Origin of the sequence: Streptomyces manipurensis, from assembly GCF_049570255.1 — a bacterium.
GTDB lineage: Bacteria > Actinomycetota > Actinomycetes > Streptomycetales > Streptomycetaceae > Streptomyces > Streptomyces manipurensis.
Window position 1 is genome coordinate 4,470,220 of record NZ_CP186950.1, and the last position, 24,453, is coordinate 4,494,672.

At 73.8% G+C, this 24,453-nt stretch carries 21 protein-coding genes; 12 read left to right on the forward strand and 9 right to left on the reverse strand.

The genetic code is table 11. The features are described from left to right. Positions 1–25: 25 nt before the first annotated feature. Positions 26–292, reverse strand: a complete 267-nt coding sequence (locus tag ACPU2J_RS20810; RefSeq protein WP_361591010.1) for a chorismate mutase — start codon at positions 290–292, stop codon at positions 26–28. A gap of 298 nt (positions 293–590) precedes the next feature. Here ACPU2J_RS20810 and guaA point away from each other — a divergent pair, with 298 nt between their 5' ends. The 4 genes from guaA to ACPU2J_RS20830 all read left to right on the forward strand — a co-directional run bounded on the left by guaA (position 591) and on the right by ACPU2J_RS20830 (position 4,997). Then, positions 591–2,177, forward strand: a complete 1,587-nt coding sequence (gene guaA / locus ACPU2J_RS20815) for a glutamine-hydrolyzing GMP synthase (protein WP_423833799.1) — start codon at positions 591–593, stop codon at positions 2,175–2,177. A 150-nt stretch (positions 2,178–2,327) separates the two neighbouring features. Then, positions 2,328–3,110, forward strand: coding sequence for a class II aldolase/adducin family protein (locus ACPU2J_RS20820; RefSeq protein WP_420079862.1), 783 nt, complete (start codon positions 2,328–2,330; stop codon positions 3,108–3,110). A gap of 102 nt (positions 3,111–3,212) precedes the next feature. After that, positions 3,213–4,469 (forward strand): hypothetical protein, encoded by a 1,257-nt coding sequence (locus ACPU2J_RS20825; RefSeq protein WP_420079861.1) that lies wholly within the window; start codon positions 3,213–3,215, stop codon positions 4,467–4,469. An 18-nt stretch (positions 4,470–4,487) separates the two neighbouring features. Continuing rightward, a complete protein-coding gene (locus ACPU2J_RS20830; protein ID WP_420079860.1) occupies positions 4,488–4,997 on the forward strand; it encodes a DoxX family protein in 510 nt (169 codons plus the stop codon). On the opposite strand, the gene ACPU2J_RS20835 is transcribed toward ACPU2J_RS20830, so the two are convergent. Both ACPU2J_RS20835 and ACPU2J_RS20840 read right to left on the reverse strand, forming a co-directional pair. Next, on the reverse strand, positions 4,943–5,167 hold the full coding sequence (locus ACPU2J_RS20835; RefSeq protein ID WP_361591002.1) for a hypothetical protein: 225 nt from the start codon (positions 5,165–5,167) through the stop codon (positions 4,943–4,945). The genes ACPU2J_RS20830 and ACPU2J_RS20835 overlap by 55 nt on opposite strands. Beyond that, a complete protein-coding gene (locus ACPU2J_RS20840; protein ID WP_423833800.1) occupies positions 5,154–6,482 on the reverse strand; it encodes a PspC domain-containing protein in 1,329 nt (442 codons plus the stop codon). Before ACPU2J_RS20840 ends, ACPU2J_RS20835 begins: the two co-directional genes overlap by 14 nt. 131 nt (positions 6,483–6,613) lie before the next feature. On the opposite strand from ACPU2J_RS20840, the gene ACPU2J_RS20845 reads away from it, so the two are divergent. The 3 genes from ACPU2J_RS20845 to ACPU2J_RS20855 all read left to right on the forward strand — a co-directional run bounded on the left by ACPU2J_RS20845 (position 6,614) and on the right by ACPU2J_RS20855 (position 9,846). Continuing rightward, positions 6,614–7,909: a PspC domain-containing protein gene (locus tag ACPU2J_RS20845; protein WP_423833801.1), complete on the forward strand. Its 1,296-nt coding sequence runs from the start codon at positions 6,614–6,616 to the stop codon at positions 7,907–7,909. Then, a complete protein-coding gene (locus ACPU2J_RS20850) occupies positions 7,906–8,604 on the forward strand; it encodes a response regulator transcription factor (protein ID WP_365070027.1) in 699 nt (232 codons plus the stop codon). Before ACPU2J_RS20845 ends, ACPU2J_RS20850 begins: the two co-directional genes overlap by 4 nt. Positions 8,605–8,742: 138 nt before the next feature. Then, positions 8,743–9,846, forward strand: coding sequence for an alpha/beta hydrolase (locus ACPU2J_RS20855; protein ID WP_365070024.1), 1,104 nt, complete (start codon positions 8,743–8,745; stop codon positions 9,844–9,846). Positions 9,847–9,870: 24 nt separating this feature from the next. Here the strand turns inward: ACPU2J_RS20855 and ACPU2J_RS20860 are convergent, their stop codons facing one another. Both ACPU2J_RS20860 and ACPU2J_RS20865 read right to left on the reverse strand, forming a co-directional pair. Further along, a complete protein-coding gene (locus ACPU2J_RS20860) occupies positions 9,871–10,920 on the reverse strand; it encodes a C40 family peptidase (protein ID WP_420079857.1) in 1,050 nt (349 codons plus the stop codon). A gap of 155 nt (positions 10,921–11,075) precedes the next feature. Further along, positions 11,076–11,429 (reverse strand): hypothetical protein, encoded by a 354-nt coding sequence (locus ACPU2J_RS20865; RefSeq protein ID WP_361590991.1) that lies wholly within the window; start codon positions 11,427–11,429, stop codon positions 11,076–11,078. A gap of 140 nt (positions 11,430–11,569) precedes the next feature. On the opposite strand from ACPU2J_RS20865, the gene ACPU2J_RS20870 reads away from it, so the two are divergent. Both ACPU2J_RS20870 and pcrA read left to right on the forward strand, forming a co-directional pair. Continuing rightward, positions 11,570–11,902: an ArsR/SmtB family transcription factor gene (locus ACPU2J_RS20870; RefSeq protein WP_420079856.1), complete on the forward strand. Its 333-nt coding sequence runs from the start codon at positions 11,570–11,572 to the stop codon at positions 11,900–11,902. Further along, positions 11,899–14,415 carry a DNA helicase PcrA gene (gene pcrA / locus ACPU2J_RS20875; protein WP_399310097.1) on the forward strand — a complete coding sequence of 839 codons (2,517 nt, stop codon included), beginning with the start codon at positions 11,899–11,901 and terminating at the stop codon, positions 14,413–14,415. The genes ACPU2J_RS20870 and pcrA overlap by 4 nt, the downstream gene beginning before the upstream one ends. A gap of 89 nt (positions 14,416–14,504) precedes the next feature. Here the strand turns inward: pcrA and ACPU2J_RS20880 are convergent, their stop codons facing one another. Both ACPU2J_RS20880 and ACPU2J_RS20885 read right to left on the reverse strand, forming a co-directional pair. Continuing rightward, positions 14,505–16,061: a M23 family metallopeptidase gene (locus ACPU2J_RS20880; protein ID WP_423833802.1), complete on the reverse strand. Its 1,557-nt coding sequence runs from the start codon at positions 16,059–16,061 to the stop codon at positions 14,505–14,507. Positions 16,062–16,282: 221 nt separating this feature from the next. Further along, positions 16,283–17,053 carry an esterase/lipase family protein gene (locus ACPU2J_RS20885; RefSeq protein WP_423833803.1) on the reverse strand — a complete coding sequence of 257 codons (771 nt, stop codon included), beginning with the start codon at positions 17,051–17,053 and terminating at the stop codon, positions 16,283–16,285. Between the two features lie 191 nt (positions 17,054–17,244). Here ACPU2J_RS20885 and ACPU2J_RS20890 point away from each other — a divergent pair, with 191 nt between their 5' ends. Continuing rightward, positions 17,245–17,646, forward strand: coding sequence for a cobalamin B12-binding domain-containing protein (locus ACPU2J_RS20890; RefSeq protein WP_361590982.1), 402 nt, complete (start codon positions 17,245–17,247; stop codon positions 17,644–17,646). Positions 17,647–17,756: 110 nt separating this feature from the next. On the opposite strand, the gene ACPU2J_RS20895 is transcribed toward ACPU2J_RS20890, so the two are convergent. Continuing rightward, on the reverse strand, positions 17,757–19,337 hold the full coding sequence (locus ACPU2J_RS20895; RefSeq protein WP_420079853.1) for a DUF5691 domain-containing protein: 1,581 nt from the start codon (positions 19,335–19,337) through the stop codon (positions 17,757–17,759). Positions 19,338–19,592: 255 nt separating this feature from the next. Beyond that, positions 19,593–20,933 (reverse strand): SWIM zinc finger family protein, encoded by a 1,341-nt coding sequence (locus ACPU2J_RS20900; RefSeq protein WP_423833804.1) that lies wholly within the window; start codon positions 20,931–20,933, stop codon positions 19,593–19,595. 134 nt (positions 20,934–21,067) lie between these two features. On the opposite strand from ACPU2J_RS20900, the gene ACPU2J_RS20905 reads away from it, so the two are divergent. Further along, positions 21,068–22,174, forward strand: a complete 1,107-nt coding sequence (locus ACPU2J_RS20905) for an ATP-binding protein (protein WP_361593619.1) — start codon at positions 21,068–21,070, stop codon at positions 22,172–22,174. Next, positions 22,171–24,453 carry a DUF5682 family protein gene (locus ACPU2J_RS20910; RefSeq protein ID WP_420079851.1) on the forward strand — a complete coding sequence of 761 codons (2,283 nt, stop codon included), beginning with the start codon at positions 22,171–22,173 and terminating at the stop codon, positions 24,451–24,453. The genes ACPU2J_RS20905 and ACPU2J_RS20910 overlap by 4 nt, the downstream gene beginning before the upstream one ends.

Sequence of the window (24,453 nt, forward strand, 5' to 3'; positions counted from 1 at the left end):
GGTCCGGACGAGTGACGAACAGCCGTCACACCCGGCCCCGGCACAGCTCCAGCAGGGTCATGGCGAGCGAGGTGCCCGGCTTGCCGAGCGCGTCGCTCCAATGGGACAGCACCTCCATCTCCCGTGAGAGGTGCACCCGGCGCCCGCCGGAGGCGATGCGCGCGTCCTGGATGACCGTCGAGACGGCCATCCGCTCCTGGATCAGTCCGATGATCCGGTCGTCGATGGCGTCGATGCGCGTGCGGGACTCGGCGATCAGCTGCTCGGGCGCGGTGGTGGTGGTCGTGCTCATGGTCTTCTCTCCTGTCGGGGGTGGGCCCGCAGGTCCGGGAAGACGCAGAGCGCCCCGGTCCTGTCGGACCGGGGCGCTCTGGGAAGTCAGCGGCTCAGGCGAGCATCACGATGACCCATGGCGACCGGACCGGCCGGTGCCATAGGTAAAGAGGAAGCTCAGCTGCTTGCGCACGGAACGGATTATGTCCGTACGTCCCCGTCCGTGCCAACCCGATTCGGATGGTGAGACGAAAGGGCCCCGGCGTCCCCCGTTAGAATCGACAAAACAGCCACCTCTTCCGCCGGAAGGCCGCCCCGTGCCAGAAGCACCCTCCGCCGCCCACGACAGCGCCCCGGACACGGTTCTCGTCGTCGACTTCGGCGCCCAGTACGCCCAGCTCATCGCCCGCCGCGTCCGCGAGGCACGGGTCTACAGCGAGATCGTGCCGAGCTCGATGCCCGTCGACGAGATGCTGGCCAAGAGCCCCAAGGCGATCATCCTCTCCGGCGGTCCGTCCTCCGTCTACGAGGAGGGTGCCCCGCAGCTGGACCGTGCGATCTTCGAGGCCGGCGTCCCCGTCTTCGGCATGTGCTACGGCTTCCAGCTGATGGCCGTCACCCTCGGCGGCACCGTCGACAACACCGGCGCCCGCGAGTACGGCCGCACCCCGCTGCACGTCTCCAAGGTCGGCTCCACCCTCTTCGAGGGCACCCCGGAGAACCAGTCGGTGTGGATGTCCCACGGCGACGCCTGCTCCGCCGCCCCGGAGGGCTTCACCGTCACCGCGTCGACGAACGTCGTTCCCGTGGCGGCCTTCGAGAACGACGAGAAGAAGCTGTACGGCGTGCAGTACCACCCCGAGGTGATGCACTCCACGCACGGCCAGCAGATCCTGGAGCACTTCCTCTACCGCGGTGCCGGACTGGCCCCCACCTGGACCACCGGCAACATCGTCGAGGAGCAGGTCGCGGCCATCAAGGCGCAGGTCGGCGACAAGCGCGCCATCTGCGGCCTGTCCGGTGGCGTCGACTCCGCGGTCGCCGCGGCCCTCGTCCAGAAGGCCATCGGCTCCCAGCTCACCTGCGTGTACGTCGACCACGGTCTGATGCGCAAGGGCGAGACCGAGCAGGTCGAGAAGGACTTCGTGGCCGCGACCGGCGTGCAGTTGAAGGTCGTCGACGCCGAGGAGCGCTTCCTGACCGCGCTCGCCGGGGTCTCCGACCCGGAGACCAAGCGCAAGATCATCGGCCGTGAGTTCATCCGCGTCTTCGAGCAGGCGCAGGCGGAGATCATCGCCGAGGGCGGCGCGGACGTGGCCTTCCTGGTGCAGGGCACCCTGTACCCGGACGTCGTCGAGTCCGGCGGCGGCACCGGCACCGCGAACATCAAGTCCCACCACAACGTGGGCGGGCTCCCCGACGACATCGAGTTCGAGCTCGTCGAGCCGCTGCGCCAGCTGTTCAAGGACGAGGTCCGGATGGTCGGCCAGGAGCTCGGCCTGCCCGAGGAGATCGTCCAGCGCCAGCCGTTCCCCGGCCCCGGCCTCGGCATCCGCATCGTCGGCGAGGTCACCAAGGAGCGCCTGGACCTGCTGCGCGAGGCCGACGCCATCGCCCGCCACGAGCTGAGCGCCGCCGGTCTCGACCGTGAGATCTGGCAGTGCCCGGTGGTGCTCCTCGCCGACGTCCGCAGCGTCGGCGTCCAGGGCGACGGCCGCACCTACGGCCACCCCATCGTGCTGCGCCCCGTCTCCTCCGAGGACGCGATGACCGCGGACTGGACGCGCATGCCGTACGAGGTCCTCGCGCGGATCTCCACCCGCATCACCAACGAGGTGCCGGAGGTGAACCGTGTGGTCCTGGACTGCACGAGCAAGCCCCCGGGCACCATCGAATGGGAGTGACAGGGGCCCCGCCCCGGTGACGGTGCCGCCGCCCGGTCCTTCCGGGCGGCGGCGCCGTCGTCTTCGCCCCGTGCGCGGCCCTGTTCTCCTCGCGCGGCGCCGAGTACCGTGCGCCGACGGCGGCGGAGCCGGACCGGAGGAGGGCGGGCGATGTCCGAGGAGACGGGGACGCCGGGCGCACGGCCCGGCCCGGTGCCGGTGGACCGGCTGCGCCTGGAGCTGCCGCCCGTGCACGGCACCGCCGGGGAGGAGCGCGCGCACCGCAAGGAGCGGCTCGCCGGCGCGCTGCGGCTGTTCGCGCGCCTCGGCTACGAGGACGGGGTCGCCGGACACATCAGCGCCCGCGACCCGGAGTTCGAGGACTGCTACTGGGTGAACCCCTTCGGCCGCGCCTTCGCCGGCCTCGGCCCCGAGGACCTCCTGCTCGTCGACGGCGACGGTCGGGTGCTCCGCGGCGGACGGCGGGTCAACGAGCTGGCCTTCGCCGTGCACGCGGCCGTGCACCGGGCCCGCCCCGAGACGGTCGCCGTCGTCCGCACGCACGCGCCGTACGGGCGGGCCCTGTCCTGCCTCGGCGAGCTGCTGGCACCCGTCACCCACGAGGCGTGCGCCTTCTACGAGGACCACGCGCTGCTCGACGAGTACACCGGTGCGGAGGACGGTGAGCGGATCGGCCGCGCGCTCGGCCCGTACAAGGCGCTGCTCCTGCGCAACCGCGGACTGCTGACGGTGGGAGCCTCGGTCGACGCGGCCGCCTGGTGGTTCGTCGCGGCCGAGCGCGCGGCGCAGGTCCAGCTGATCGCCCGGGCGGCCGGGAAGCCCGTGCTCATCGACCACCGAGCTGCCGTGGCCGCGCGCGAGCGGTTCGGCGGCGACCTGGCCGCCTGGGTGAGCTTCCAGCCCCTGTGGCAGACGGTGGCGTCAACATCATGAACCGTTAATCACCTGCTCTGACATCGTGCGCAATCCGGAGCACTGCCGCAGTGGTGCACAATTCGCTGGCATTGCCCCGTAGTTCAGAGAGGCGGCACGTACGTGGCTGTCCAAGAGATGTCCCGCGGCACGCACACCACTGCCTGTGCCTGCGAGGAGTGCGCGCGCGAAGGGCACCGCCGAGCGGTCGCCGCCTTCCTGGAGAAGCGCGACGAGTTCGCTTCCGGCCAGGGCGTGCCCTCCGCCGTCGCCCACTCCCTCGGCGCCTCCCGCCAGTGGGTGTCCGACGAGCTGACCCTGTCCGCGCGCCACGTCGCCGACCGCGGCCGGGAGGCCGGCAACACCTGGCTGTACGTGTTCTCCCGGCGGGCCGTCCTCGCGGTGTGGATCGCCGCCGGGGTCCTCCTCGTGATCCAGGTCGCCGCGGCCCTGGGCACCGGCTGGTCCACCGCGCGCACCGCGGGACTGCTGGCGGCCCTGCTCCTCGCCGGACTGCTCACCTTCGCCGCCCGGGCCCAGTCGGTGCGCGGCGGTCTCCTGGCCCCGCTGATCGGCGAGGACAACCGGCTGTCCACCTCCAAGGCCGTGCCCGGCACCTGGGTGCTGCTGACGGCCTTCGCGACGCTGCTGCCCGCGCTGCGGCTGGCGGCCTCGACGCCCGGGCCCGAGCGGCAGGCCCTGTACGCGGGCCTCGCCCTGGAGCGGGCGCTGCCCCTGCTGGCGGTGGTCGCGCTCACCTCGGCCGTGGCGGTGCTCGTCCGCCGCGTGGTCTCCGTACGGATCATGGGGCAGCGGCTGCAGAAGCTCCCCGCCGACCGGCCGCGCGGAGCGGACCTGCTCACCGACGACGCGGGCCGCGGCAGCTTCCCCGACGCGCAGTACGTCCTCGTCTCCACCGCCGTGCTGGTCTACGCGGCGGCCTCGCTGGCCCGCTTCCCGGCCCGGCTGCCGCAGCTGCCGTGGGCGCTGGCCCTGCTGGTGGCGCTGTCCGCGGCGGTGTACCTGGCGGCCAAGTACGCCGAGGGGAACCGCCCGCTGGTGCTGTCGGTGGTCCGCAGGCGGGAGCCCGGCGGCCTGGACTCCGCCGTCCGGCCCGGGGACGACATCGAGATCCGCGGCGTCGGCTTCGTCCCGCCGGGAGCGCAGACGCCCGAGATGCTCGCCCGGATCGTGGTGCGGATCGGCGCGGTGCACGTGCACGTCCCGCTGGTGCCGGTGCCCGGAGGCTTCAGCAACCCCTCCGACGCCGTGCTGACGGTGCCGGTCCCGGCCGAAGTGGAACCGGGCCGCGTGGAGGTCCAGGTGGTCACGGCCGCCGGAGTGGAATCCAACAGATGCACCATCGACGTTGCCGAATGATCGGGGTAGACATGGTCCGTGACCAGAACCGAAGCACCTCCCCGGACCGACGTACCGCGCGGGCTGCGTGACCAGGCTGCCCGGTACCACCTGCTCCCCCTGCGGCTCTTCCTCGGCGTGACCTTCGTCTACGCGGGCCTGGACAAGCTCTTCGACCCCGCGTTCCTCTCCTCCTCCGGCGAGGGCTCCATCGGCGACCTGATGCGCGGGGTGCGCGACACCTCCGCCGTCCCCGCCCTGGTGGACCTCTCCCTGGCGTCCCCCGTCGGCTTCGCCGTGTTCCTCGCCGTCGCCGAGGTCCTGGTGGGCCTGGGCACCCTGGCCGGGCTGCTCTCCCGGACCGCGGCCCTCGGCGGAGCCCTGATCTCGCTCAGCCTCTGGCTCACGGTCTCGTGGGCGGTGACCCCGTACTACTACGGCAACGACCTCATCTACCTGATGGCCTGGACCCCGCTGGTCCTCGCCGGTGCGCCCTACCTGTCGCTGGACTCCGCGATCCGGTCGCGCCGGTCGCGCCGCACGGCGTAGGTGACCAGGCCCACCAGCGCCGCCAGGGAGAGCCCGCCCATGGTGATCGGGACGACCGCGTACCACGGCACGTCCGCCTCACCGGTGGTGTCGAGCAGGTAGAGCACGCCCGCCAGCAGCAGGACCAGCCCCGCGATCAGCCGTCCCGGCTGGAACTCATGACGCCGCACGGGCCACCTCCACCTGTCCGAGACCCGCGCTCAGGTCCAGTTCGATCGTGCCGCCCGCCTCCACGCCGGCGTCCGGCGCGAGGGTCGCCGTGCGGTGCTGCCGGCCGGGCTGCTCGATCCGGCCGGCGTAATCCCCGGGCAGCTGTACGTCGCCCAGCCGCCGGATGGTGATGTCGGCCCGCGCGGTGACCTCCCGCGGCAGGATCACCTTGAGCCGGCCCGCCTCGATGGAGGCCCCGACGGGCACCGTGGTCCCCTTCGGCACGTCCAGACCGCTCAGGTCCAGGGTCGCGAGCCCGGTGCCCGCCTCGTACACCGGCCGCACCTGGGCCACCGCGGCCGGCCGCCACTCGACCTCCCGCCAGTCCGTCCCGATCTCCCGCGGCAGCACCGCGGCGCCCGCGAGCAGCCCCGACGTGAACACGGCCAGCACCACCGTGCCGAAACCGGTACGGCCCATCAGCGAGCTCACCGCGAGGCCCAGACCGAAGACGACCAGCGCGGCGGCCAGCCCCGTCTGCAGGGCCTCGCCCAGCGGGCTGCCCTCCCAGTCGGCGGCCGTGCCCGCCGCGCCGGCGAGCAGCGCCAGCACGAACACCCGGCCCCCGATGCCGCCGCCCCGCTGCCGCACCGGCCCGTCCGGCCGCCGCTCGGTCTTCCGCGGGCCGCCCCCGGCCTCCGGTACGGCGGCCTCCTCGGGACCCCACAGATAGCCCGTGGACCCGACCGGGCCCGTCGTACCGTCCTTGACCAGCGGGTCCCGCCACCAGGACGGGCCCCCCGGGGAGGGCGGGGCCTGGGTCTCCGGCGGGGCCGGCGGGTGCGCCGCGCGCTGCGTGCCGCCGGCCGGGGCCTCGGCCTCCGCGTCCGGGCCGGAGGCCAGCCGCCGCCGCTGCGACCAGTAGGAGGCGCCGCCGAGCGCGAGGACCACCAGGACCGAGAACACCGCCAGCGCGCCGTTGTCCAGCATCGACAGGAACAGCGCGCAGCCCACCAGGGCGGTGAACACCGCGGCCAGCGTCGCCCCCTCGACCCGGCCCGTCAGCAGCCTCTTCGCCTCGCTGTCCTCCTCGCCGTCCTGCGCCAGCAGCAGCCAGGCGAACCCGTAGAAGATCAGGCCGACGCCGCCGGTGACCGCGAGGACACCGAGGACGACCCGGAAGACCACGGGGTCCAGGTCGAAGTACCGGCCGAGGCCTCCGCACACGCCCGCGAGGACCTTGTCGCGCTTGCTGCGCCGCAGGGGCGGCCGGGCCGCTGCGGCGGCCTGCGGTGCCCCGGGGCCGGCCGGCGGGGCGTCGTGTACTTCGGTCATGCGTCCATGGTGACGGGCCGCGGCCGCGGCCCGTATCCGGCCCGACCCTGGGACAACCCTGATATCCGCGGGCCGGAACTGGGGGGATGCCCTGATGCCGCACCACGGCCGCGCGTGTGAACCTTGGTGACATGCCCGTAGCCGCCGCGCCCCGCGCCCCGCACGCCCCGGACACCGACGACCCGCCGCAGCGCAAGCTCTACCGGAGCGTCGACGGCCGCATGCTCGGCGGTGTCGCGCGCGGGCTCGCCGGGCACCTCGGGCTCCCCGTGGGCTGGGTACGGCTGGCGTTCCTGCTGCTGTTCATGTGGGGCGACGGGCTGGGCGTGCTGCTGTACGCCGCGTTCTGGGTGTTCGTCCCGCTCGGCGTCGGCGGCCGGGCCGGGCACCGCTCCTACTTCGAGGTCCTCCCCGACGGCACCCGCCGCCTGCGCAAGCCGGACCGCGGCCAGATCACCGCGCTGATCGCGCTGTTCGTCGGCGCGGGCATCTTCATCTCCAAGGTGCAGGTCGGCGGCGCGTCCGGCCGGTACGTGTGGCCGACGCTGCTGGTCGGCGCCGGGGTCGTGCTCGTGTGGCGGCAGGCGGACAACGCCCGCCGGGACCACTGGAAGTCCTCGCCCGGGCGGTACGGACGGCTCTTCCAGGCGGCCCGCGCGCTCGCCGGGGTCGTCCTGGTCGGGGTGGGCCTCACCGTCTTCATCGTCGTCCGGGGCTCCGCGGCCCAGCTCGGCAACGTCCTGACCGCCACCCTCGCCGTCCTCGTCGGCGTCGCCCTGCTCGCCGGACCCTGGCTGATCCGGATGACCCAGGACCTCTCCGAGGAGCGGCTCATGCGCATCCGCGCCCAGGAGCGCGCCGAGGTCGCCGCCCACGTCCACGACTCGGTGCTGCACACCCTCACCCTGATCCAGCGCAACGCGGAGGACGCCGGCGAGGTCCGCCGGCTCGCCCGCGCCCAGGAGCGCGAGCTGCGCAACTGGCTCTACAAGCCCGAGGGCACCGGCAAGGACGAGGCGGAGGAACCGGACAGCCTGGCCGAGGCGGTGAAGAAGACCGCGGCCGAGGTGGAGGACCACCACGGAGTGCCCATCGAGGTCGTCGTGGTCGGCGACTGCGCGCTCGACGAGAGGCTGGGGGCGCAGATCCAGGCCGCGCGCGAGGCGATGGTCAACGCCGCCAAGTACGGTGGCGAGGGAGGGCCGGTGCAGGTGTACGCGGAGGTGGAGGGGCAGACCGTCTTCGTGTCCGTACGGGACCGGGGACCGGGCTTCGACATCGACGCGGTACCCGACGACCGCATGGGCGTACGAGAATCGATCATCGGCCGGATGCAGCGCAACGGCGGGACGGCACGACTGCGGTCCGCGCCCGACGGCGGCACGGAAGTCGAGCTGGAGATGGAGAGGGCGGCGAACACGGCATGACCGAGGCCGGAGAGAACACGGGCACGGGGGCCACCAGGCAGGTCCGGGTGGTGCTCGTGGACGACCACAGGATGTTCCGTACGGGCGTGCAGGCCGAGATCGGCGAGACCGGTCGCACCGGCGTGGAGGTCGTCGGCGAGGCCGCCGACGTCGACCAGGCCGTCACCGTCATCACGGCCACCCGTCCCGAGGTGGTCCTGCTGGACGTTCACCTGCCCGGCGGCGGCGGGGTCGAGGTGCTGCGGCGCTGCGCCCCGCTGATGGCGGCGGCGGAGCGGCCGGTGCGGTTCCTGGCACTGTCGGTGTCCGACGCGGCGGAGGACGTCATCGGGGTGATCCGCGGCGGCGCCCGCGGCTACGTCACGAAGACGATCACGGGCACGGACCTGGTGGACTCGATCTTCCGGGTCCAGGACGGGGACGCGGTGTTCTCGCCGCGGCTGGCGGGCTTCGTGCTCGACGCGTTCGCCTCGACGGACGCCCCGCCGGTGGACGAGGACCTGGACCGGCTCACCCAGCGCGAGCGCGAGGTGCTCCGGCTGATCGCCCGCGGGTACGCGTACAAGGAGATCGCCAAGCAGCTCTTCATCTCGGTGAAGACGGTGGAGTCGCACGTCTCGGCGGTCCTGCGCAAGCTCCAGCTGTCGAACCGGCACGAGCTGACCCGCTGGGCGACCGCCCGCAGGCTGGTGTGACGCACGTGGTGCGGGTGACATCCGACACCTGAGGCCCGCCGCCCGTCGCGCACCGGGCGCCGTTGACCTGCGGTGTGACGAAAACCGCAGGTCGACCCGGCAACCGGGGCCCGGCGAGCCGCCCTCTACGGTGGCGTGATGAGCCTGACCGGGACCCCCTTCTTCGCCACGGTGATCGCGCTGACCGCGATCGCCGTCATCCTGCCCCTGGCCGTGTGGAGCAAGGTGCGCGGCCCTGCCGCCGCGCGGACCGCCCAGCGCTTCCTGATGCTGGCGTTCGCGCAGGTCACAGCGGTCGCCGTGGTGTTCGTCGGGGTCAACAGGGCCGAGCACTTCTACAACTCGTGGGGCGACCTGCTCGGCACGGGCACGTACGTCACGGCGGCCCCCGACCTCGGCCCGGACGGACTCGGCGGCAAGAAGGCCGAAGAGGCGCCGAAGGTGAAGCAGGTCTTCGAGCCCGTCGAGGGACTCGGCGGGCGGGTCCGCAAGACCGAGCTCGACGGGAAGATATCCGGCGTCAGGGGAGACGTCCTGGTGTGGCTGCCGCCGCAGTACGACGACCCCGCCTTCAAGGACAAGAAGTTCCCGGTGGTCGAGCTGATCCCGGGCATCCCCGGCACGGGCAAGTCCTGGTTCCAGGGGCTCAAGGCGCACGAGGTGCTGGAGCCGCTGATGAAGAGCGGCAAGGTGCAGCCGTTCATCCTGGTCTCACCGCGCGCGATGCTGCTCGGCAACGGCGACACCGGCTGCGCCAACCTCCCCGGCAAGGTCAACGCGGACAGCTGGTTCAGCGTCGACGTCCGCAAGATGGTCGTCGACAACTTCCGCGCCTCGGACGAGGCCCGCACCTGGGGCGTGGCCGGCTACTCGGCCGGCGCCTACTGCGCGGCCAAGCTGGCCATCTCCCACCCCGACCGCTACAGCGCGGCCGTCTCGCTGTCCGGCTACAACGACCCGGGCCAGGAGCCGACTTCGCTCGTGGCGCAGGACCCGCAGACGCGGACCGCCCACAACCTGAAGAACATCCTCAAGGCGCAGCCGGCCCCGCCCGCCGTCTCCCTGTGGCTGTCGGGCGCGGAGCAGGACGGCTACCTGTCCGGCCTGGACCTCAAGGGCCTCGCGCAGAAGCCGACCACCGTGCACGCGGAGAAGGTCGTCGGCGGGCACAACCTCGAGTCGTGGTCCAAGCAGCTGCCGCAGACCTTCGGCTGGCTGAGCGGCGTGGTCAAGGCGCCGTAGCGGCACAGGGGGCCGGGCCGGGGCTCACGCGGGACGGGACGCGCCGGCCCAGGGCATCGAGTCGATCGGGGCCAGGCGGACCGTCGAACCGGGGCGCGGGGCGTGGATCATCTGGCCGTTGCCGACGTAGAGGCCGACGTGGGTCACCCCGGAGTAGAAGAACACCAGGTCGCCCGGGGCCAGCTGGTCGCGGGCGACGCGACGGCCGGCGTTGATCTGCGTGTAGGTGGTCCGGGGCAGGGTGACACCGGCCGAGCGCCAGGCCGCCTGGGTCAGGCCGGAGCAGTCGTAGGAGCCGGGGCCGGTCGCGCCCCAGACGTAGGGCTTGCCGATGGCCCCGTACGCGAAGGCCACGGCGCGGGCCGCGCGCGAGCCGTCGGCGGGGGCCGGGGGAGGGGCGGCCGCCGGGGCGGCGGTGGAGGGGGAGGCGTTGCCGGGCGCCTGGGCCTCGTAGGCGGCGCGTTCCTCGGCGGTGAGTTTGGCCAGCAGCTGCTTGGCGGCGGCGAGCTTGCCCTCGATCTCCGCCTTGTGGCCGGCGAGTTCGTCCCGGCGGGCGCGGAGGTCGGCGAGGCGGCCGGAGGCCCGCTCGCGCAGGGCGCCGACCTCGTCGAGCTTGCGGCGGACGCTGGTGATCCCGGCGGCGTTGCGTTCCCCGGCCCGGGAGATGAAGGAGGCCTGCGCGAGGTACTCCTGGGGGTCGTCGGCCAGGGCCAGCTGTACGGCGGTGCCCAGGGAACCGCTGCGGTACTGGGAGGCGGCGAGGGTGCCGAGCGCGCCGCGGGCGGTGTTGAGCTGTTCGGTCCTGCGGGCGGTCTCCTCGCGCAGGCCGGTCAGCTCGCGCTCGGCCTCGTCGGCCCGTTCCTTCGCCCCGTTGTACCGCTCGGTCGCGGCCTCGGCCTCCTCGTAGAGCCGGTCCACCTCGGCGGTGATCTGCCCGGTGGTGGGCCGGGGATCGGCCTGGGAGGTGCCTTCGAGGGCAGTGGCGGTGGCAGCGCCCGCGAGGGCGATGGTGGCGGCGGTGCGTACGGTGCCGCCGGAGAGCGGGCGCTGCCTGGGCTTTCGATGACTGGCCACGAGGGCCTCACGTCCTTTCCTCTGCCGGTGCTCGGCCGGTGCTTGGAGGAGGACGCTAGACCCGGAGGTAACGGGGGGATGACGAGATGACCGCAAGTGCCCCGATGCGACCGGAGCTGGCCGCCCGAGGCCGGAACGGATCGTTCCGGTGCGGGTCAGTGCCAGAGAACGGCGATGAAGATGTTGATCACGGTCAGCCCGCCGACCGCGCCGAACAGCGCCTTGTCCACCCGCTCCTCGTCGCGCTTGACGTAGACCAGGCAGAGGATCACGAAGAGGATCGCGAGCTTCACGCCGACCTTGACGTTGTTGACGGGCGAACCGTCCATCTCGTTGAAGCCGACGAGCAGCACGCCGGTGAGGAGCATGGTGAGCGCGCCGTGCAGCATGGCGGGCGTGAAGCGCGCGGTGCCCGCGCTCATCGCCTTCGTCTGGGTCAGGAACCCGCCGAGGAGCGAGGCGATCCCGATGATGTGCAGGCCGACGAAGACATTGATGAGTACGTCCATGGCGTCGAGCGTACGGGGACGTCCCGCGGGCCCGAGCGGCGCCCCGGGGTGATCGTTCCCGGGCTCCGGGAGCGGTCGCGGCGGTACGGATCCGCGGACCGTCCGGCCGGGTCCTTACGAGATCTGCGTACAGTGGGGGCATGCCCGCCGCCGACCCGACCCACCCCGCCGCGGACCGGATCGAGCTCGCCGAGGTCCTGGCGGCCCTCGGGCACCCCGTCCGGCTGGAGATCGTCCACAGGCTCGCCTCCGGAGCGGAGGCCTTCTGCGGCGAGGTGGTGCCCGACCTGCCCAGGTCGAGCGTGACGCACCACCTCAGGACGCTGTGCGAGAGCGGAGTGATCCGCCGCAGCCCCCGGGGCCGCAGGCAGTACCTCGCGCTGCGCCGCGAGGAACTGGACCTCCGCTTCCCCGGTCTCCTGGAACTCGTCCTGGCCTGTCGGTCCCGCCCCCTAGACTCGGATTTGCGATGAGCAGCCTCTTTGACGACAGCTTCCTGGCGGACCTCACCCCCTCCGACGAGGTCCCGCCGCCACCCGAGGAGCACCCCGCCCCGGAGGCGGGCGCGGACGATCTCTTCGGGGGCCACTTCGACGTGCCCATGACCGGGGACGCGTACTACAGGGACGGCGCCCCCAAGCCCGTCATCGACCCGGCGACGCTCCTCGACGGGCTCAACGAGCAGCAGGCCGCCGCCGTGGTGCACGCGGGCAGCCCGCTGCTCATCGTGGCCGGTGCCGGCTCCGGCAAGACCAGGGTGCTCACCCACCGCATCGGCCACCTCCTGGCCGCGCGCAACGTCCACCCCGGCCAGATCCTGGCGATCACCTTCACCAACAAGGCCGCCGGTGAGATGAAGGAACGCGTCGAGGGCCTGGTCGGCCCGCGCGCGAACGCCATGTGGGTCTCCACCTTCCACAGCGCGTGCGTCCGCATCCTGCGCCGCGAGTCCAAGAGGCTCGGCTTCACCTCCTCGTTCTCGATCTACGACGCGGCCGACTCCAAGCGCCTGATGGCCCTGGTCTGCCGGGACCTGGACCTGGACCCGAAGAAGTTCCCGCCCAAGTCCTTCAGCGCCAAGATCTCGAACCTGAAGAACGAGCTCATCGACGAGGACGCCTTCGCCGGCCAGGCTGCCGACGGTTTCGAGAAGACGCTCGCCCAGGCGTACGCGATGTACCAGGGGCGGCTGCGCGAGGCCAACGCGCTCGACTTCGACGACATCATCATGACCACCGTCCACCTGCTCCAGGCGTTCCCGGACGTCGCCGAGCACTACCGGCGCCGCTTCCGGCACGTCCTGGTGGACGAGTACCAGGACACCAACCACGCCCAGTACACCCTGGTGCGCGAGCTGGTCGGCACCGGCTACCCGGACCTGCCGCCCGCCGAGCTGTGCGTGGTGGGCGACGCCGACCAGTCGATCTACGCCTTCCGCGGCGCGACCATCCGCAACATCCTCCAGTTCGAGGAGGACTACAAGGACGCGACGACGATCCTGCTGGAGCAGAACTACCGCTCCACGCAGACGATCCTCTCCGCGGCCAACGCCGTCATCGAGCGCAACGAGAACCGCCGCGCCAAGAACCTCTGGACCGAGGCCGGCACCGGCGCGGTCATCACCGGCTACGTCGCGGACACCGAGCACGACGAGGCCCAGTTCGTCGCCGACGAGATCGACCGGCTCACCGACGCAGGGGACGCCAAGGCCGGCGACGTGGCGATCTTCTACCGGACCAACGCCCAGTCGCGTGTGTTCGAGGAGATCTTCATCCGGGTCGGACTGCCGTACAAGGTCGTCGGCGGCGTCCGCTTCTACGAGCGCAAGGAGGTCCGCGACGTCCTCGCGTACCTGCGCGTCCTCGCCAACCCGGAGGACAACGTCCCGCTGCGCCGCATCCTGAACGTGCCCAAGCGCGGCATCGGCGAGCGCGCCGAGGCAATGATCGACGCCCTCGCGCTGCGCGAGAAGATCACCTTCCCGCAGGCGCTGCGGCGCGTCGACGAGGCCTTCGGGATGGCCGCCCGCTCGACCAACGCGGTGAAGCGCTTCAACGTGCTGATGGAGGAGCTCCGCACGATCGTCGACTCCGGAGCCGGCCCGGCGGTCGTGCTGGAGGCGGTCCTGGAGCGCACCGGCTACCTCGCCGAGCTGCAGGCCTCCACCGACCCGCAGGACGAGACCCGCATCGAGAACCTCCAGGAACTCGCCGCGGTCGCCCTGGAGTTCGAGCAGGCGCGCGAGGCCGCGGCCGCCGAGGCGCCGGAGGGCGCCGCCCCGGCCGGACCGGGCACGCTCGCCGAGTTCCTGGAGCAGGTCGCCCTCGTGGCGGACTCCGACCAGATCCCCGACGAGGACGAGGACGGCTCCGGGGTCATCACGCTGATGACCCTGCACACCGCCAAGGGCCTGGAGTTCCCGGTGGTCTTCCTGACCGGCATGGAGGACGGGGTCTTCCCGCACATGCGCGCGCTGGGCCAGACGAAGGAGCTGGAGGAGGAGCGCCGCCTCGCGTACGTCGGCATCACCCGGGCGCGCGAGCGGCTCTACCTGACCCGGTCGAGCATGCGCAGCGCCTGGGGCACGCCCTCGTACAACCCGCCGTCGCGGTTCCTCGAGGAGATCCCCGACCAGTACCTGCACTGGAAGCGCACGGGCGCGGCCCAGAAGCCGGCCGGTCCGATGCGCAGCTCCGGATACGGCTCGGGGTCCGCGGGCGGTCGGGCCTCCTTCGGCACCTCGCCCGAGGCGTTCCTGTCGTCGTCGCGCACGAAGTCCGGGCCGTCCGGGTTCGCGACGCGCCGGGCCGCCGACAAGCCGGTGATCGCCCTGCTGGTCGGGGACCGGGTCACCCACGACCAGTTCGGGCTCGGCACGGTGACGGAGGTCAAGGGGGCCGGTGCGGACGCGCAGGCCACCATCGACTTCGGGGACGACAAGCCCAAGCGGCTGCTGCTGCGGTACGCGCCGGTCCAGAAGCTCTGAGGTCCGGGGCGTACGGCCCCCGCACACGCAGGAGCCCGGCAGCGTGAACGCTGCCGGGCTCCTGCGTGGAGTCCGTGGGACCGGGGCGACTACCTCGGGTCCAGGCCCTTGCTGCGCAGCCAGGACAGGGGGTCGATCGCGGAACCCCCGCCCGGCCGGACCTCGAAGTGCAGGTGCGGACCGGTGGAGTTGCCCGAGTTGCCGGAGTAGGCGATGACATCGCCCGCCTTGACCTTGCCGCCGCGGATCTTGGTGGAGCTGAGGTGGCAGTACCAGGTCTCGGTGCCGTCGGGGGCGGTCACTATGGCCATGTTCCCGTAGGCGCTGTTGTACTGCGTGCGCACGGTGCCGTCGGTGGCCGCCATCACGGGGGTGCCGTAGGAGACCGGGAAGTCGATGCCGGTGTGGACCGACATCCACATGCCGCCGGCCTGGCCGAAGCTGGCACTGAGGCCGTGCTGCGCGACCGGGACGGCGAACTTGGGGCGGGCGGCCTCCTTGGCCGCGGCCTCCTCGGCCTTCTTCTTCTTTTCCTCTTCCTGGCGTTCGCGCAGGTCGATGCGTTCCTGCGTGCGGCTCGCGCGGTCGGCGAAGTCGCCGGCGTCGGCGCTGAGCGCGACCAGCTGGGTGTCCAGCTTGGTGTTCGCCGCGACCGGCTTCACGGAGGCCGGGTCGGGCGCGGCCATCGTGGTGGTGTCCTCGGCGGGCTTGTCCGTGCCGGTGAGGCCGCCGACGGAGGCTGCGGCCACACCCGCCACACCCATCACACAGGCCGAGGGAACGGCCACCGTCAGCAGGGCGGAACGCTTCGCCGGGCTGCGTCGGCGGTTGCCCGCCGCCTTCGCGGCACCGGACTTGGCGGCGGCGGACTTGGCGTTGCCCTTGCCGGCGGTGCGGCGCGCGGAGCGCGGGACGGAGGGCGTCACGGGCATGGCCTGCGTCGGCATGTCGTGGACGCCGTGCAGTTCGTGGACCTCGGGCAGTTCGTAGGCCTCGGCCGCGCCGTGGGTGTCGGCGTCCGGTCCGGGCGTGCCGTCGGTCAGCACCTCGAAGACGGCGGTCTCGCTGTACGCGGCGGTTGCGTGGTCGGCCGCGAGGTCGACGGCCTCGATGCCCCCGACGGTGGTGGCCTCGTACGCGTACTCCTGCTGCTGCTGCGCGGGCTGGTAGCCGTACCCGTAGTCGGTGCCCTCGTGCAGGCCGGGCGTCTCGGCCGGGGCGGGCGCCGGGGTGGCGGTGTTCCAGGCGGTCGCGTCGTAGGCGCCGGTCTCGGTGCCGGTCGCGCCGTAGCCGGGCACGGCCCAGTGGCCGGTCTGCGTGGCGGAGGCGTCGTAGCCGAAGGAGGCGGTCCCGTAGGCGGGGTAGCCGGAGTGGTCGGTGCCCGCGGTGTTCCAGGCGCTCGCGTCCCAGGTCCCGGTGGTGTCCTCGGGGAGCGACTGGGAGGGGATCGTGCCCGGGTAGGTGTCCTGGGGGAGCCAGGAAGTGGTGTCGTACGTGCCGGTCTCGTAGGAGCCGTAGGCCGCGTAGTTGACCCCATGTCCCTGTGTTTCATGGGAAACATAGGGCGAGTCACCTGCGAAAGCGGTGGTGGAAAGGCCGTCATACCCGGTTTCCGGGTACTGGCCCGACGTGGGGCGGTCGTTCACCAACTTCTCTTTCGCCTCGGCAGTGGGGGCCTGGGTGGCCGGGAACTCGAAGTTCACCGGAGGAGAGCAGTGGCGTGACTGTACCCGGCGGTTACTCGCCTCGACAATCTTCGCCGGGTCCCCAGATCTCCGGAACCGGGCATTCGGCCGCCTTTCGGTCGCCGAAAGACGCAGCCTTGGCCTTGAGTTCGAAATTAGTTCGACTGACGGTCGTCGGTCGGCTAGGCGACGGAAGCGGCGCCCGCGTCCGGTACGGCGACCGGTCCGGGCCCGTCGAGGGCGCGCCGGACCGCCGCGATGACGGCGGGGTGCGCGGGCAGTGCCAGGTGTCCGATCCCGGTGACCTGCACGTTCTCCACACGTAAGTCCGCGTGTTCGATCCGGGCGGAGCCGGCCGGGGACAGCAGCGCGTCGAACTCGCTCCAGAACGCCACGCACCGGGTGGCGCAGCCGGGCGCCGGCGCGGCCAGCTCGGCGAGCACCTCGGAGTCGGGCCGCATCTGCCGCACCAGCGGGTGCGCGTCCATGAAGGGGGCGACCCGGGTGCCGGAATGCGGGGTGCCGAGCGTGACGAGGGTGCGGACCCGGGCGTCGCCGCCCAGCCGCTGCACGTAGTACCGGCCGACCAGTCCGCCCAGGCTGTGGCCGACCAGGTCCACCCGGTCATGCCCGGTGCGCGCGCACAGTTCCTCGACGCGCCGGGCGAGATGGCGGGCCGTGACCCGCAGGTCCACGGTGAAGGGGGAGTAGTTGTACGCCTCCACGTGCCGCAGCCCGTCCGCCCCGAGGGCGCGGCGCAGCAGGACGAAGACCGAGCGGTTGTCGGTGAAACCGTGGAGGAGGAGGACGGGCGGACGGTCGGCGGGCCGGCGCGGGGCCACCGCCGGCTTCTCCTGGCGCACCCCGGTGGGATAGAGGAGGAGATGCCCGCCGAGCACCACGATCTCCAGCGCGCCCGCCCGCAGCGCGGCGCCGGACAAGGGCATGGACATGGGTATGAGCAGCCCCATCGACGGCCTCCCCTGAGCCTCGTGGGACTGCGGACGCCGCGCCACCGTGCCGTGCGGCTGGCGGCACGGTGGCGCAATGCCGTCCCACGTGTGATTTCCCCCTCGTGATTGACCGCGAAACGGCAGCGTGCGCGATGCTGTACTTAACGTTCGTTCACTCGGGAGGCAGTGCGATGGGTGTGACCGGTCCGATCCGTGTGGTGGTGGCCAAGCCGGGTCTCGACGGCCACGACCGCGGGGCCAAGGTGATCGCGCGGGCGCTGCGGGACGCTGGCATGGAGGTCATCTACACCGGCCTCCACCAGACCCCCGAGCAGATCGTGGACACCGCGATCCAGGAGGACGCCGACGCGATCGGCCTGTCGATCCTCTCCGGCGCCCACAACACGCTCTTCGTGCGCGTGCTGGAACTCCTCAAGGAGCGCGACGCGGAGGACATCAAGGTCTTCGGCGGCGGCATCATCCCGGAGGACGACATCGCCCCCCTGAAGGAGAAGGGCGTGGCGGAGATCTTCACCCCGGGCGCGACGACGACGGCGATCGTGGACTGGGTCAACGCCCACGTCCGCCAGTAGCCTCCGGCGTTCCGGCAGCGCGGCGGGACCGGCCGGTCCCGCCCCGCGCGGCGGGCTTCGGCGCGGCGCGGATCCGGGTGGCCGGGTGCCCCGCAGGGATCAGGCCGGGATCAGGCCGGGGTCAGCTCCGACAGCATCGTCGCGCGCAGGCGCAGGGTGGCCGCCAGGCGCTGGAAGGCCTCCGCCCAGTAGGACGCGGCGCCCGGCGAGGCGTCCGCGGGATCCGCCTCGAACGCCGTCAGGGATTCCAGGCGGCCCGCCTCCGCCGGGTCGAGGCAGCGCTCGGCCAGCCCCATCACCCCGCTGAAGCTCCACGGGTAGCTGCCGGCCTCGCGGGCGGTGTCCAGAGCGTCCACGACCGCGTGGCCCAGGGTCCCCGCCCACGGCACCACGCACACGCCGAGCAGCTGGAAGGCCTCGGACAGTCCGTGGGCGCGGACGAACTGCGCCACCCACTCGGCCCGTTCCCCGTCCGGCAGGGTCTCCAGCAGCTTGGCCCGCTCCGCGAGCGAGGCCGTGCCCGGACCTGCCGCCGGCGGCGCCGACGCCGGCCCGAGCAGGGCGCGCGACCACTGCGCGTCGCGCTGGCGCACCGCCGCCCGGCACCACGCCGCGTGCAGTTCCTCCGTCCAGCCGTCGGCCGCCGCCACCGGCAGCGCGACGATCTCCGCCGGGCCGAGCCCCCCGAACCGCTCGTGCCAGCAGGACAGCGGCGCCGCCTCCACGAGCTGGCCGAGCCACCAGGCCCGTTCCCCCCGTCCGGCGGGCGGCCGCTTCACCACCCCGTCGCGGAGCATCCCGGCGTCGCAGTCGTCCGGCGGGGTCACCCCCTCCGGGCCCACACAGGCCAGCGCCCGCTCGGCCATCCGTCCCGCCAGCGCCGACCGCGGCAGGGCCGAGAGCAGCTCGGCGGCGGTCGCACGGACGTTCCGGCTGCGGTCCCCGAGCGCGGCCTCCAGGAACGGCTCGTCCCCTTCCGACAGTCCCGCCCTCAGCGAGTCGAGGAACATCAGCCTGTCCTCGGCCCGTTCGCTCGCCCAGGTCGTCGCGAGCAACCGGGGCGCGGCCGCCGCCTCGTGCGCCCGTACGGCGCCCAGCAGGGCCACCCGTTCCGCGAACAGGCCCTCCTGCCACAGCCGTTCGACCGCGGCCTGATCCGTCACGTCGGGCAGCTCGCCGCCGCCCGCCCCGCCCCGCAGGGCGAAGCGCCAGTCCGGATTCAGCCGGGCCAGCCACAGCCCCCGCGTTCCCGCGAGGGCCAGCGCCTGCGGTCTCAGGTCCGTGCGGGCGCGGGCGGCGTCCAGCAGCGCCGGTACGAGCGCGGCCGGCGCGCGGTAGCCGTGGCGGGCGGCGGCCGCCAGCCACTGGGGGAGCAGCTCCGTCAGGTCCGGGGCGGACCCGCGCCGCCCGCCGCCGCTGCCCGCGCCGGTCCGCCCGGCCAGCAGCTGGGCCAGCCGCCGGCCGGCCGCGTCCGGCGGGGCCGGCCGCGGGTCGTGGGCGGCCGGCCGCGGCCGGTCGGCCGCCGGGCCGGGCCGCAGCCCGGCCCGGCGCCGCACGGTGTGCACGGCCGCCGCGTCCAGCAATGCCTCCGGAGAACCGGCCGGGCCCCCGCCCCGGCGCCGGTCGGTGCCCAGCAGGGCGGTGCCGACCAGCTCCTGCCACTCCCCGTACCCCTCGTCACCCTTGCCCATCGGTGCCCCTCCCTCGTCCCTCGGCCCTCGTGCCGCCGTGTGCCGCCCCGGTCCCGCCCCCTCCGCGGGACCGGGGCGGCTCTCAGGGCCCGCTTCTGCGGATGCCCCCTTCAACCGGCGTCTCAGCTCGCGTGGTTGTCGTTCATGAAAGCCCCCCGGCTTCTCGTCGTTCCCTGTGCGGCGCCCCCCGGCGCCGCACCTCTCCTGTGCCGCCCCCGTGACGGCACAGGCCCCCCGGGACCCGTTCGCCCCCGTTCAGGACAGGGCGACGGGCTCCGGCACGTCCGGCTGCCAGGCCGTCAGCGGGGTGAAGCCGCGGTGGCCGCACTCGCCGAAGACCGTCACCGGGCCCCCGCCCGACAACGCGGCCAGCTGCCACAGCCCCCCGCGGGAGCGGCTGCCGGCCCCGGTCAGGGGGACCGGCAGGGCGGTGTCGCCCTCCGCGTCCGCGAGCTGCCAGCCGAGCTCGCCCGGGATCGGAACCACCGGGCCGAGCACGACGGGCCAGGACTCCAGCCACGGGTCCTCCCGCAGCGCCGCCCCGTACGCCTCCAGGGCCGCCCGCGTGCTCACCCCGACGGGAACCTCCGCGCACGGCACCGCCGCCACGGATCTCTCCCCGAGGTCCGCCCGCAGCCCCGCGGACCCGGGCCGGAAGCGCACCTCCGCCTCCAGCACCAGCCCCACGGGCAGCGCCAGCGCCGGCGGCCGCCCGGGCGGCCCGAAGTCCAGCACCAGCGCCGGACGCCCGCCGTCCAGCCCCCGCAGCCATATCCGGCGGGTGGTGAGACGGCCGTCGGGTGACGCCGTGTCGTACTGGGACAGCACCAGCCAGCGGTCCCGTACGGCCTCCCCCTCCCCGGAGGCCGGCAGTCCCACCCGGCTGCGCACCGTCGCCGCCAGTGGATCCGGCAGTCCTGAAACCCCCATCCAGGACCGGTCCAGCAGGTGCAGCAGCGCCGCCTCCTCCAGCATCCGGGCGGGCCAGCCCGGCCCGCAACTGGGTATCGTCCCCAACTCCCTTACACGGCCCGCCAGTCCGGGAGCCTGGGCGTCGACCATCCGGGCCGCCGTCTCCTCCCATCCCGCGTAGCCCGTCCGCTCCTGGCCCGCGAGGCCGTCGCGGACCAGGTCGGTCAGCCGCCGCTCCAGCTCGGTGACCCCCGCCCCGACGCGCGCCGCCCGCCGCCCGGCCCGCCGCCGGGCCGCCTCCTCGTCGGCCGGCCCCGCCCCGGCGGCCGGACGGGCCGCCCTCGCGGCCCGGTCGGCCAGCCATTGCGCGGCCCACTCGGGCGCCTCCCCGGGCTCGCCGACCCCCTCGGCGGACCAGAGCAGGAGCAGCCCCAGCGCGTGCTTGCACGGGAACTTCCGGCTCGGGCAGGAGCACTTGTACGCCGGTCCCGTCAGGTCGACCACCGTGCGGTACGGAGTGCTGCCGCTGCCCTTGCACGACCCCCACACAGAACCGGAAGCGGAACCTCCGATCTGTGACCACGGCCCCGCCCCGCCGAGTCGCCCGCCCGCCTTGCGCGAGGCCTCGTCGGGAGCCAGGGCCAATACCTGTTCCGCCGTCCAGCGGACCCCCTGCTCAGTCATGTCAACCACCGTAGAGACCCCCACTGACAATCCGTCTGACCTGCAACAACGCCCCGAGGGGCGGGCGTTGTCAGTGGCGTGGTGCACCGTGGGAGCAGCAGTCGGGAGCGGCTGCGGAGCCTTGGAGGGGGACCATGAGCACGTCCGAGAACGGCACCGGCGCGCAGGCGCTGCGACCGCACGCCGAAGACGCCTTCGCACACGAACTGAAAGCCCTGTCGGCCGCCGACGACCGGCCCCGCCCGGCCCGTTGGAAGCTCTCCCCGTGGGCCGTCGCCACCTACCTCCTGGGCGGCACGCTCGACGACGGCACGGTCATCACGCCCAAGTACGTCGGCCCGCGGCGCATCGTGGAGGTCGCCGTCACCACCCTCGCGACCGACCGCGCCCTGCTCCTGCTCGGGGTCCCGGGCACCGCCAAGACCTGGGTCTCCGAACACCTCGCGGCCGCCGTCAGCGGGGACTCCACCCTCCTCGTCCAGGGCACCGCCGGCACCCCCGAGGAAGCCATCCGGTACGGCTGGAACTACGCCCGGCTCCTCGCCCACGGCCCCAGCCGCGAGGCCCTCGTCCCCAGCCCCGTCATGCGCGCCATGGCCGACGGCATGACCGCCCGCGTCGAGGAGCTCACCCGCATCCCCGCCGACGTCCAGGACACCCTGATCACCGTCCTGTCCGAGAAGACCCTGCCGATACCGGAGCTCGGCGAGGAGGTGCAGGCCGTCCGCGGCTTCAACCTCATCGCCACCGCCAACGACCGCGACCGCGGGGTCAACGAGCTCTCCAGCGCGCTGCGCCGGCGCTTCAACACCGTCGTCCTGCCGCTGCCCGCCACCCCCGAGGCCGAGGTCGACATCGTCGCCCGGCGCGTCGACCAGATGGGCCGCGCCCTCGACCTGCCCGGCGCGCCGGAGGGCCTGGAGGAGATCCGCCGCGTCGTCACGGTCTTCCGGGAGCTGCGCGACGGGGTCACCGCCGACGGCCGGACCAAGGTGAAGTCGCCCAGCGGCACCCTGTCCACCGCGGAGGCCATCTCCGTCGTCACCAACGGACTGGCCCTCGCCGCCCACTTCGGGGACGGCGTGCTGCGCCCGTCGGACGTGGCCGCCGGGATCCTCGGCGCCGTCGTCCGCGACCCGGCGGCCGACACGGTGGTCTGGCGGGAGTACCTGGAAGCGGTGGTCCGCGAGCGCGACGGCTGGAAGGACTTCTACCGCGCCTGCCGGGAGGTGACGGCATGAGCCCCGGCCCGGAGGGCCCGCTCCTCCTCGGCGTGCGGCACCACGGGCCCGGTTCGGCCCGCGCAGTGCGGGCCGCCCTGGACGCGGCCCGGCCGGCCGCCGTCCTGGTCGAGGGGCCGCCCGAGGGGGACGGGCTGCTCGCCCTCGCCGCGGACCCCGGCATGCGCCCGCCCGTGGCACTGCTCGCGCACGCCGCGGACGACCCGGGCCGGGCCGCCTTCTGGCCGCTGGCCGAGTTCTCCCCCGAGTGGGTGGCGATCCGCTGGGCGCTGGAGGCGGGCGTACCGGTCCGCTTCATGGACCTGCCCGCCGCCCACTCGCTCGCCGCCGCCCCGCAGCCGGAGGAGGACGACACCGACGCGGTGCGGGTGGACCCGCTCGCGGTGCTGGCCGAGACCGCCGGGTACGAGGACCCGGAGCGCTGGTGGGAGGACGTGGTCGAGCACCGCGGCACCGCCGGCGCCGCGGCCGAGCCGCTGCGCGCGTTCGAGGTCCTGGGCGAGGCCATGGGCGTCCTGCGCGAGGCGTACGGCGACGGGGGACACCGGCGCGACCTCGTCCGTGAGGCGTACATGCGGCAGCGGATGCGGGCCGCCCGCCGCGAGTTCGGCGACGGGTACGCCGTCGTGTGCGGCGCCTGGCACGTCCCGGCGCTGCGCGCCAGGACGACCGTCGCGGCCGACCGGGCACTGCTGAGCGGCCTGCCCCGGACCAAGGTGGAGACCACCTGGGTGCCCTGGACCCACCGCCGGCTCGCCCGGGCCGGCGGGTACGGCGCGGGGATCACCTCACCCGGCTGGTACGCCCACCTCTTCGCGTCCGCCGACCGGCCCGTCGAGCGGTGGCTGACCACGGTCGCCGGCCTGCTCCGCGAGGAGGGCCTGCCGGTCTCCTCGGCGCACGTCATCGAGGCGGTCCGGCTCGCCGAGACCCTGGCCGCGATGCGGGGGCGGCCCCTGCCGGGGCTGGCGGAGACCCTGGAGGCGGTCCGGGCCGTCATGTGCGACGGGTCAGACGTGCCGCTCGCCCTGATCGAGGACCGCCTGGTGGTCGGGGACGTCCTCGGGGAGGTCCCGGACGGGGCGCCCGTCGTCCCGCTCCAGCGGGACCTGACGCGCCGGCAGCGCTCGCTGCGGCTCAAGGCGGAGGCGCAGGAACGCGAGCTGGAGCTCGACCTGCGCAAGGACACCGACACCGCCAAGTCCCTGCTGCTGCACCGGCTGCGGCTGCTCGGCATCGGCTGGGGCACCCCGACCGCCTCCCGCGGCAGCACCGGCACCTTCCGCGAGACCTGGCGGCTGCGGTGGGACCCGGAGCTGTCCGTGCGGGTCGCCGAGGCCGGCATCTGGGGCACGACCGTCCTCGCGGCGGCCACCGCCAAGGCGGAGGCGGACGCCGCCGGCGCCGGAGAGCTCGGCGAGGTCACGGCGCTGGCCGAGCGGTGCCTGCTGGCCGGGCTGTCCGACGCGCTGCCGGCCGTGCTGCGGGCCCTCGCGGACCTGGCCGCGCTGGACACCGACGTGGCGCGGCTCGCCGAGGCCCTGCCGGCCCTGGCCCGTTCGCTGCGGTACGGGGACGTGCGCGGCACCGACGCGTCGGCGCTCGGTGCGGTCGCCTCCGGCCTCGCGGAGCGGATCTGCGTCGCGCTGCCGCCGGCCTGCGCGGCCGGCCTGGACGCCGACGCGGCGGCGGGGCTCCGGGGCCACGTGGACGGGGTGCACGCAGCCGTCGGCCTGCTGGCGGACGGGGACGGAGGGCTGCGGGAGCGCTGGTCCGCGGTGCTGCGGACGCTGGCCGGCCGGGACACCGTGCCCGGCGTGATCCGCGGCCGGGCGGCCCGGCTGCTGCGGGACGACGGACGGCTGGAGGCCGCGGAGACGGCCCGGCTGATGGGGCTGGCCCTGTCCCCGGCGGCCCCGCCGGCGGACGCGGCGGGATGGATCGAGGGGTTCGCCGGCGGCTCCTCCGGCGGCGGCACGCTGCTGGTCCACGACGAGGACCTGCTGCGGCTGATCGACACCTGGCTTTCGGGGGTGCCGGAGCAGGCCTTCACCGACGTGCTGCCCCTGCTGAGACGGACCTTCGGGGCGTACGAGCCGGGGGTGCGGCGGACCCTGGGCGAGCTGGTCCGCCGCGGCCCAGGAGGGTCCTCCGCGGCGCGGCCGGCGGGAGACGCCCCCGAGGGCTTCGCCCCCGGCCTGGACCCGGAGCGGGCGGACGCGGTGACGGAGCTGGTCCTGATGCTGCTTGCGTCCTCCGACGGGGCGGAGGCCGCCTGA

Excerpts from the sequence above, each read along its gene's own strand:
- ACPU2J_RS20810 (WP_361591010.1), bottom strand. The coding sequence starts at position 292 with ATGAGCACGACCACCACCACCGCGCCCGAGCAGCTGATCGCCGAGTCC.
- ACPU2J_RS20820 (WP_420079862.1), top strand. The coding sequence starts at position 2,328 with ATGTCCGAGGAGACGGGGACGCCGGGCGCACGGCCCGGCCCGGTGCCG.
- ACPU2J_RS20840 (WP_423833800.1), bottom strand. The coding sequence starts at position 6,482 with ATGACCGAAGTACACGACGCCCCGCCGGCCGGCCCCGGGGCACCGCAG.
- ACPU2J_RS20845 (WP_423833801.1), top strand. The coding sequence starts at position 6,614 with ATGCCCGTAGCCGCCGCGCCCCGCGCCCCGCACGCCCCGGACACCGAC.
- ACPU2J_RS20850 (WP_365070027.1), top strand. The coding sequence starts at position 7,906 with ATGACCGAGGCCGGAGAGAACACGGGCACGGGGGCCACCAGGCAGGTC.
- ACPU2J_RS20855 (WP_365070024.1), top strand. The coding sequence starts at position 8,743 with ATGAGCCTGACCGGGACCCCCTTCTTCGCCACGGTGATCGCGCTGACC.
- ACPU2J_RS20865 (WP_361590991.1), bottom strand. The coding sequence starts at position 11,429 with ATGGACGTACTCATCAATGTCTTCGTCGGCCTGCACATCATCGGGATC.
- ACPU2J_RS20870 (WP_420079856.1), top strand. The coding sequence starts at position 11,570 with ATGCCCGCCGCCGACCCGACCCACCCCGCCGCGGACCGGATCGAGCTC.
- pcrA (WP_399310097.1), top strand. The coding sequence starts at position 11,899 with ATGAGCAGCCTCTTTGACGACAGCTTCCTGGCGGACCTCACCCCCTCC.
- ACPU2J_RS20885 (WP_423833803.1), bottom strand. The coding sequence starts at position 17,053 with ATGTCCATGCCCTTGTCCGGCGCCGCGCTGCGGGCGGGCGCGCTGGAG.
- ACPU2J_RS20890 (WP_361590982.1), top strand. The coding sequence starts at position 17,245 with ATGGGTGTGACCGGTCCGATCCGTGTGGTGGTGGCCAAGCCGGGTCTC.
- ACPU2J_RS20895 (WP_420079853.1), bottom strand. The coding sequence starts at position 19,337 with ATGGGCAAGGGTGACGAGGGGTACGGGGAGTGGCAGGAGCTGGTCGGC.
- ACPU2J_RS20900 (WP_423833804.1), bottom strand. The coding sequence starts at position 20,933 with ATGACTGAGCAGGGGGTCCGCTGGACGGCGGAACAGGTATTGGCCCTG.
- ACPU2J_RS20905 (WP_361593619.1), top strand. The coding sequence starts at position 21,068 with ATGAGCACGTCCGAGAACGGCACCGGCGCGCAGGCGCTGCGACCGCAC.
- ACPU2J_RS20910 (WP_420079851.1), top strand. The coding sequence starts at position 22,171 with ATGAGCCCCGGCCCGGAGGGCCCGCTCCTCCTCGGCGTGCGGCACCAC.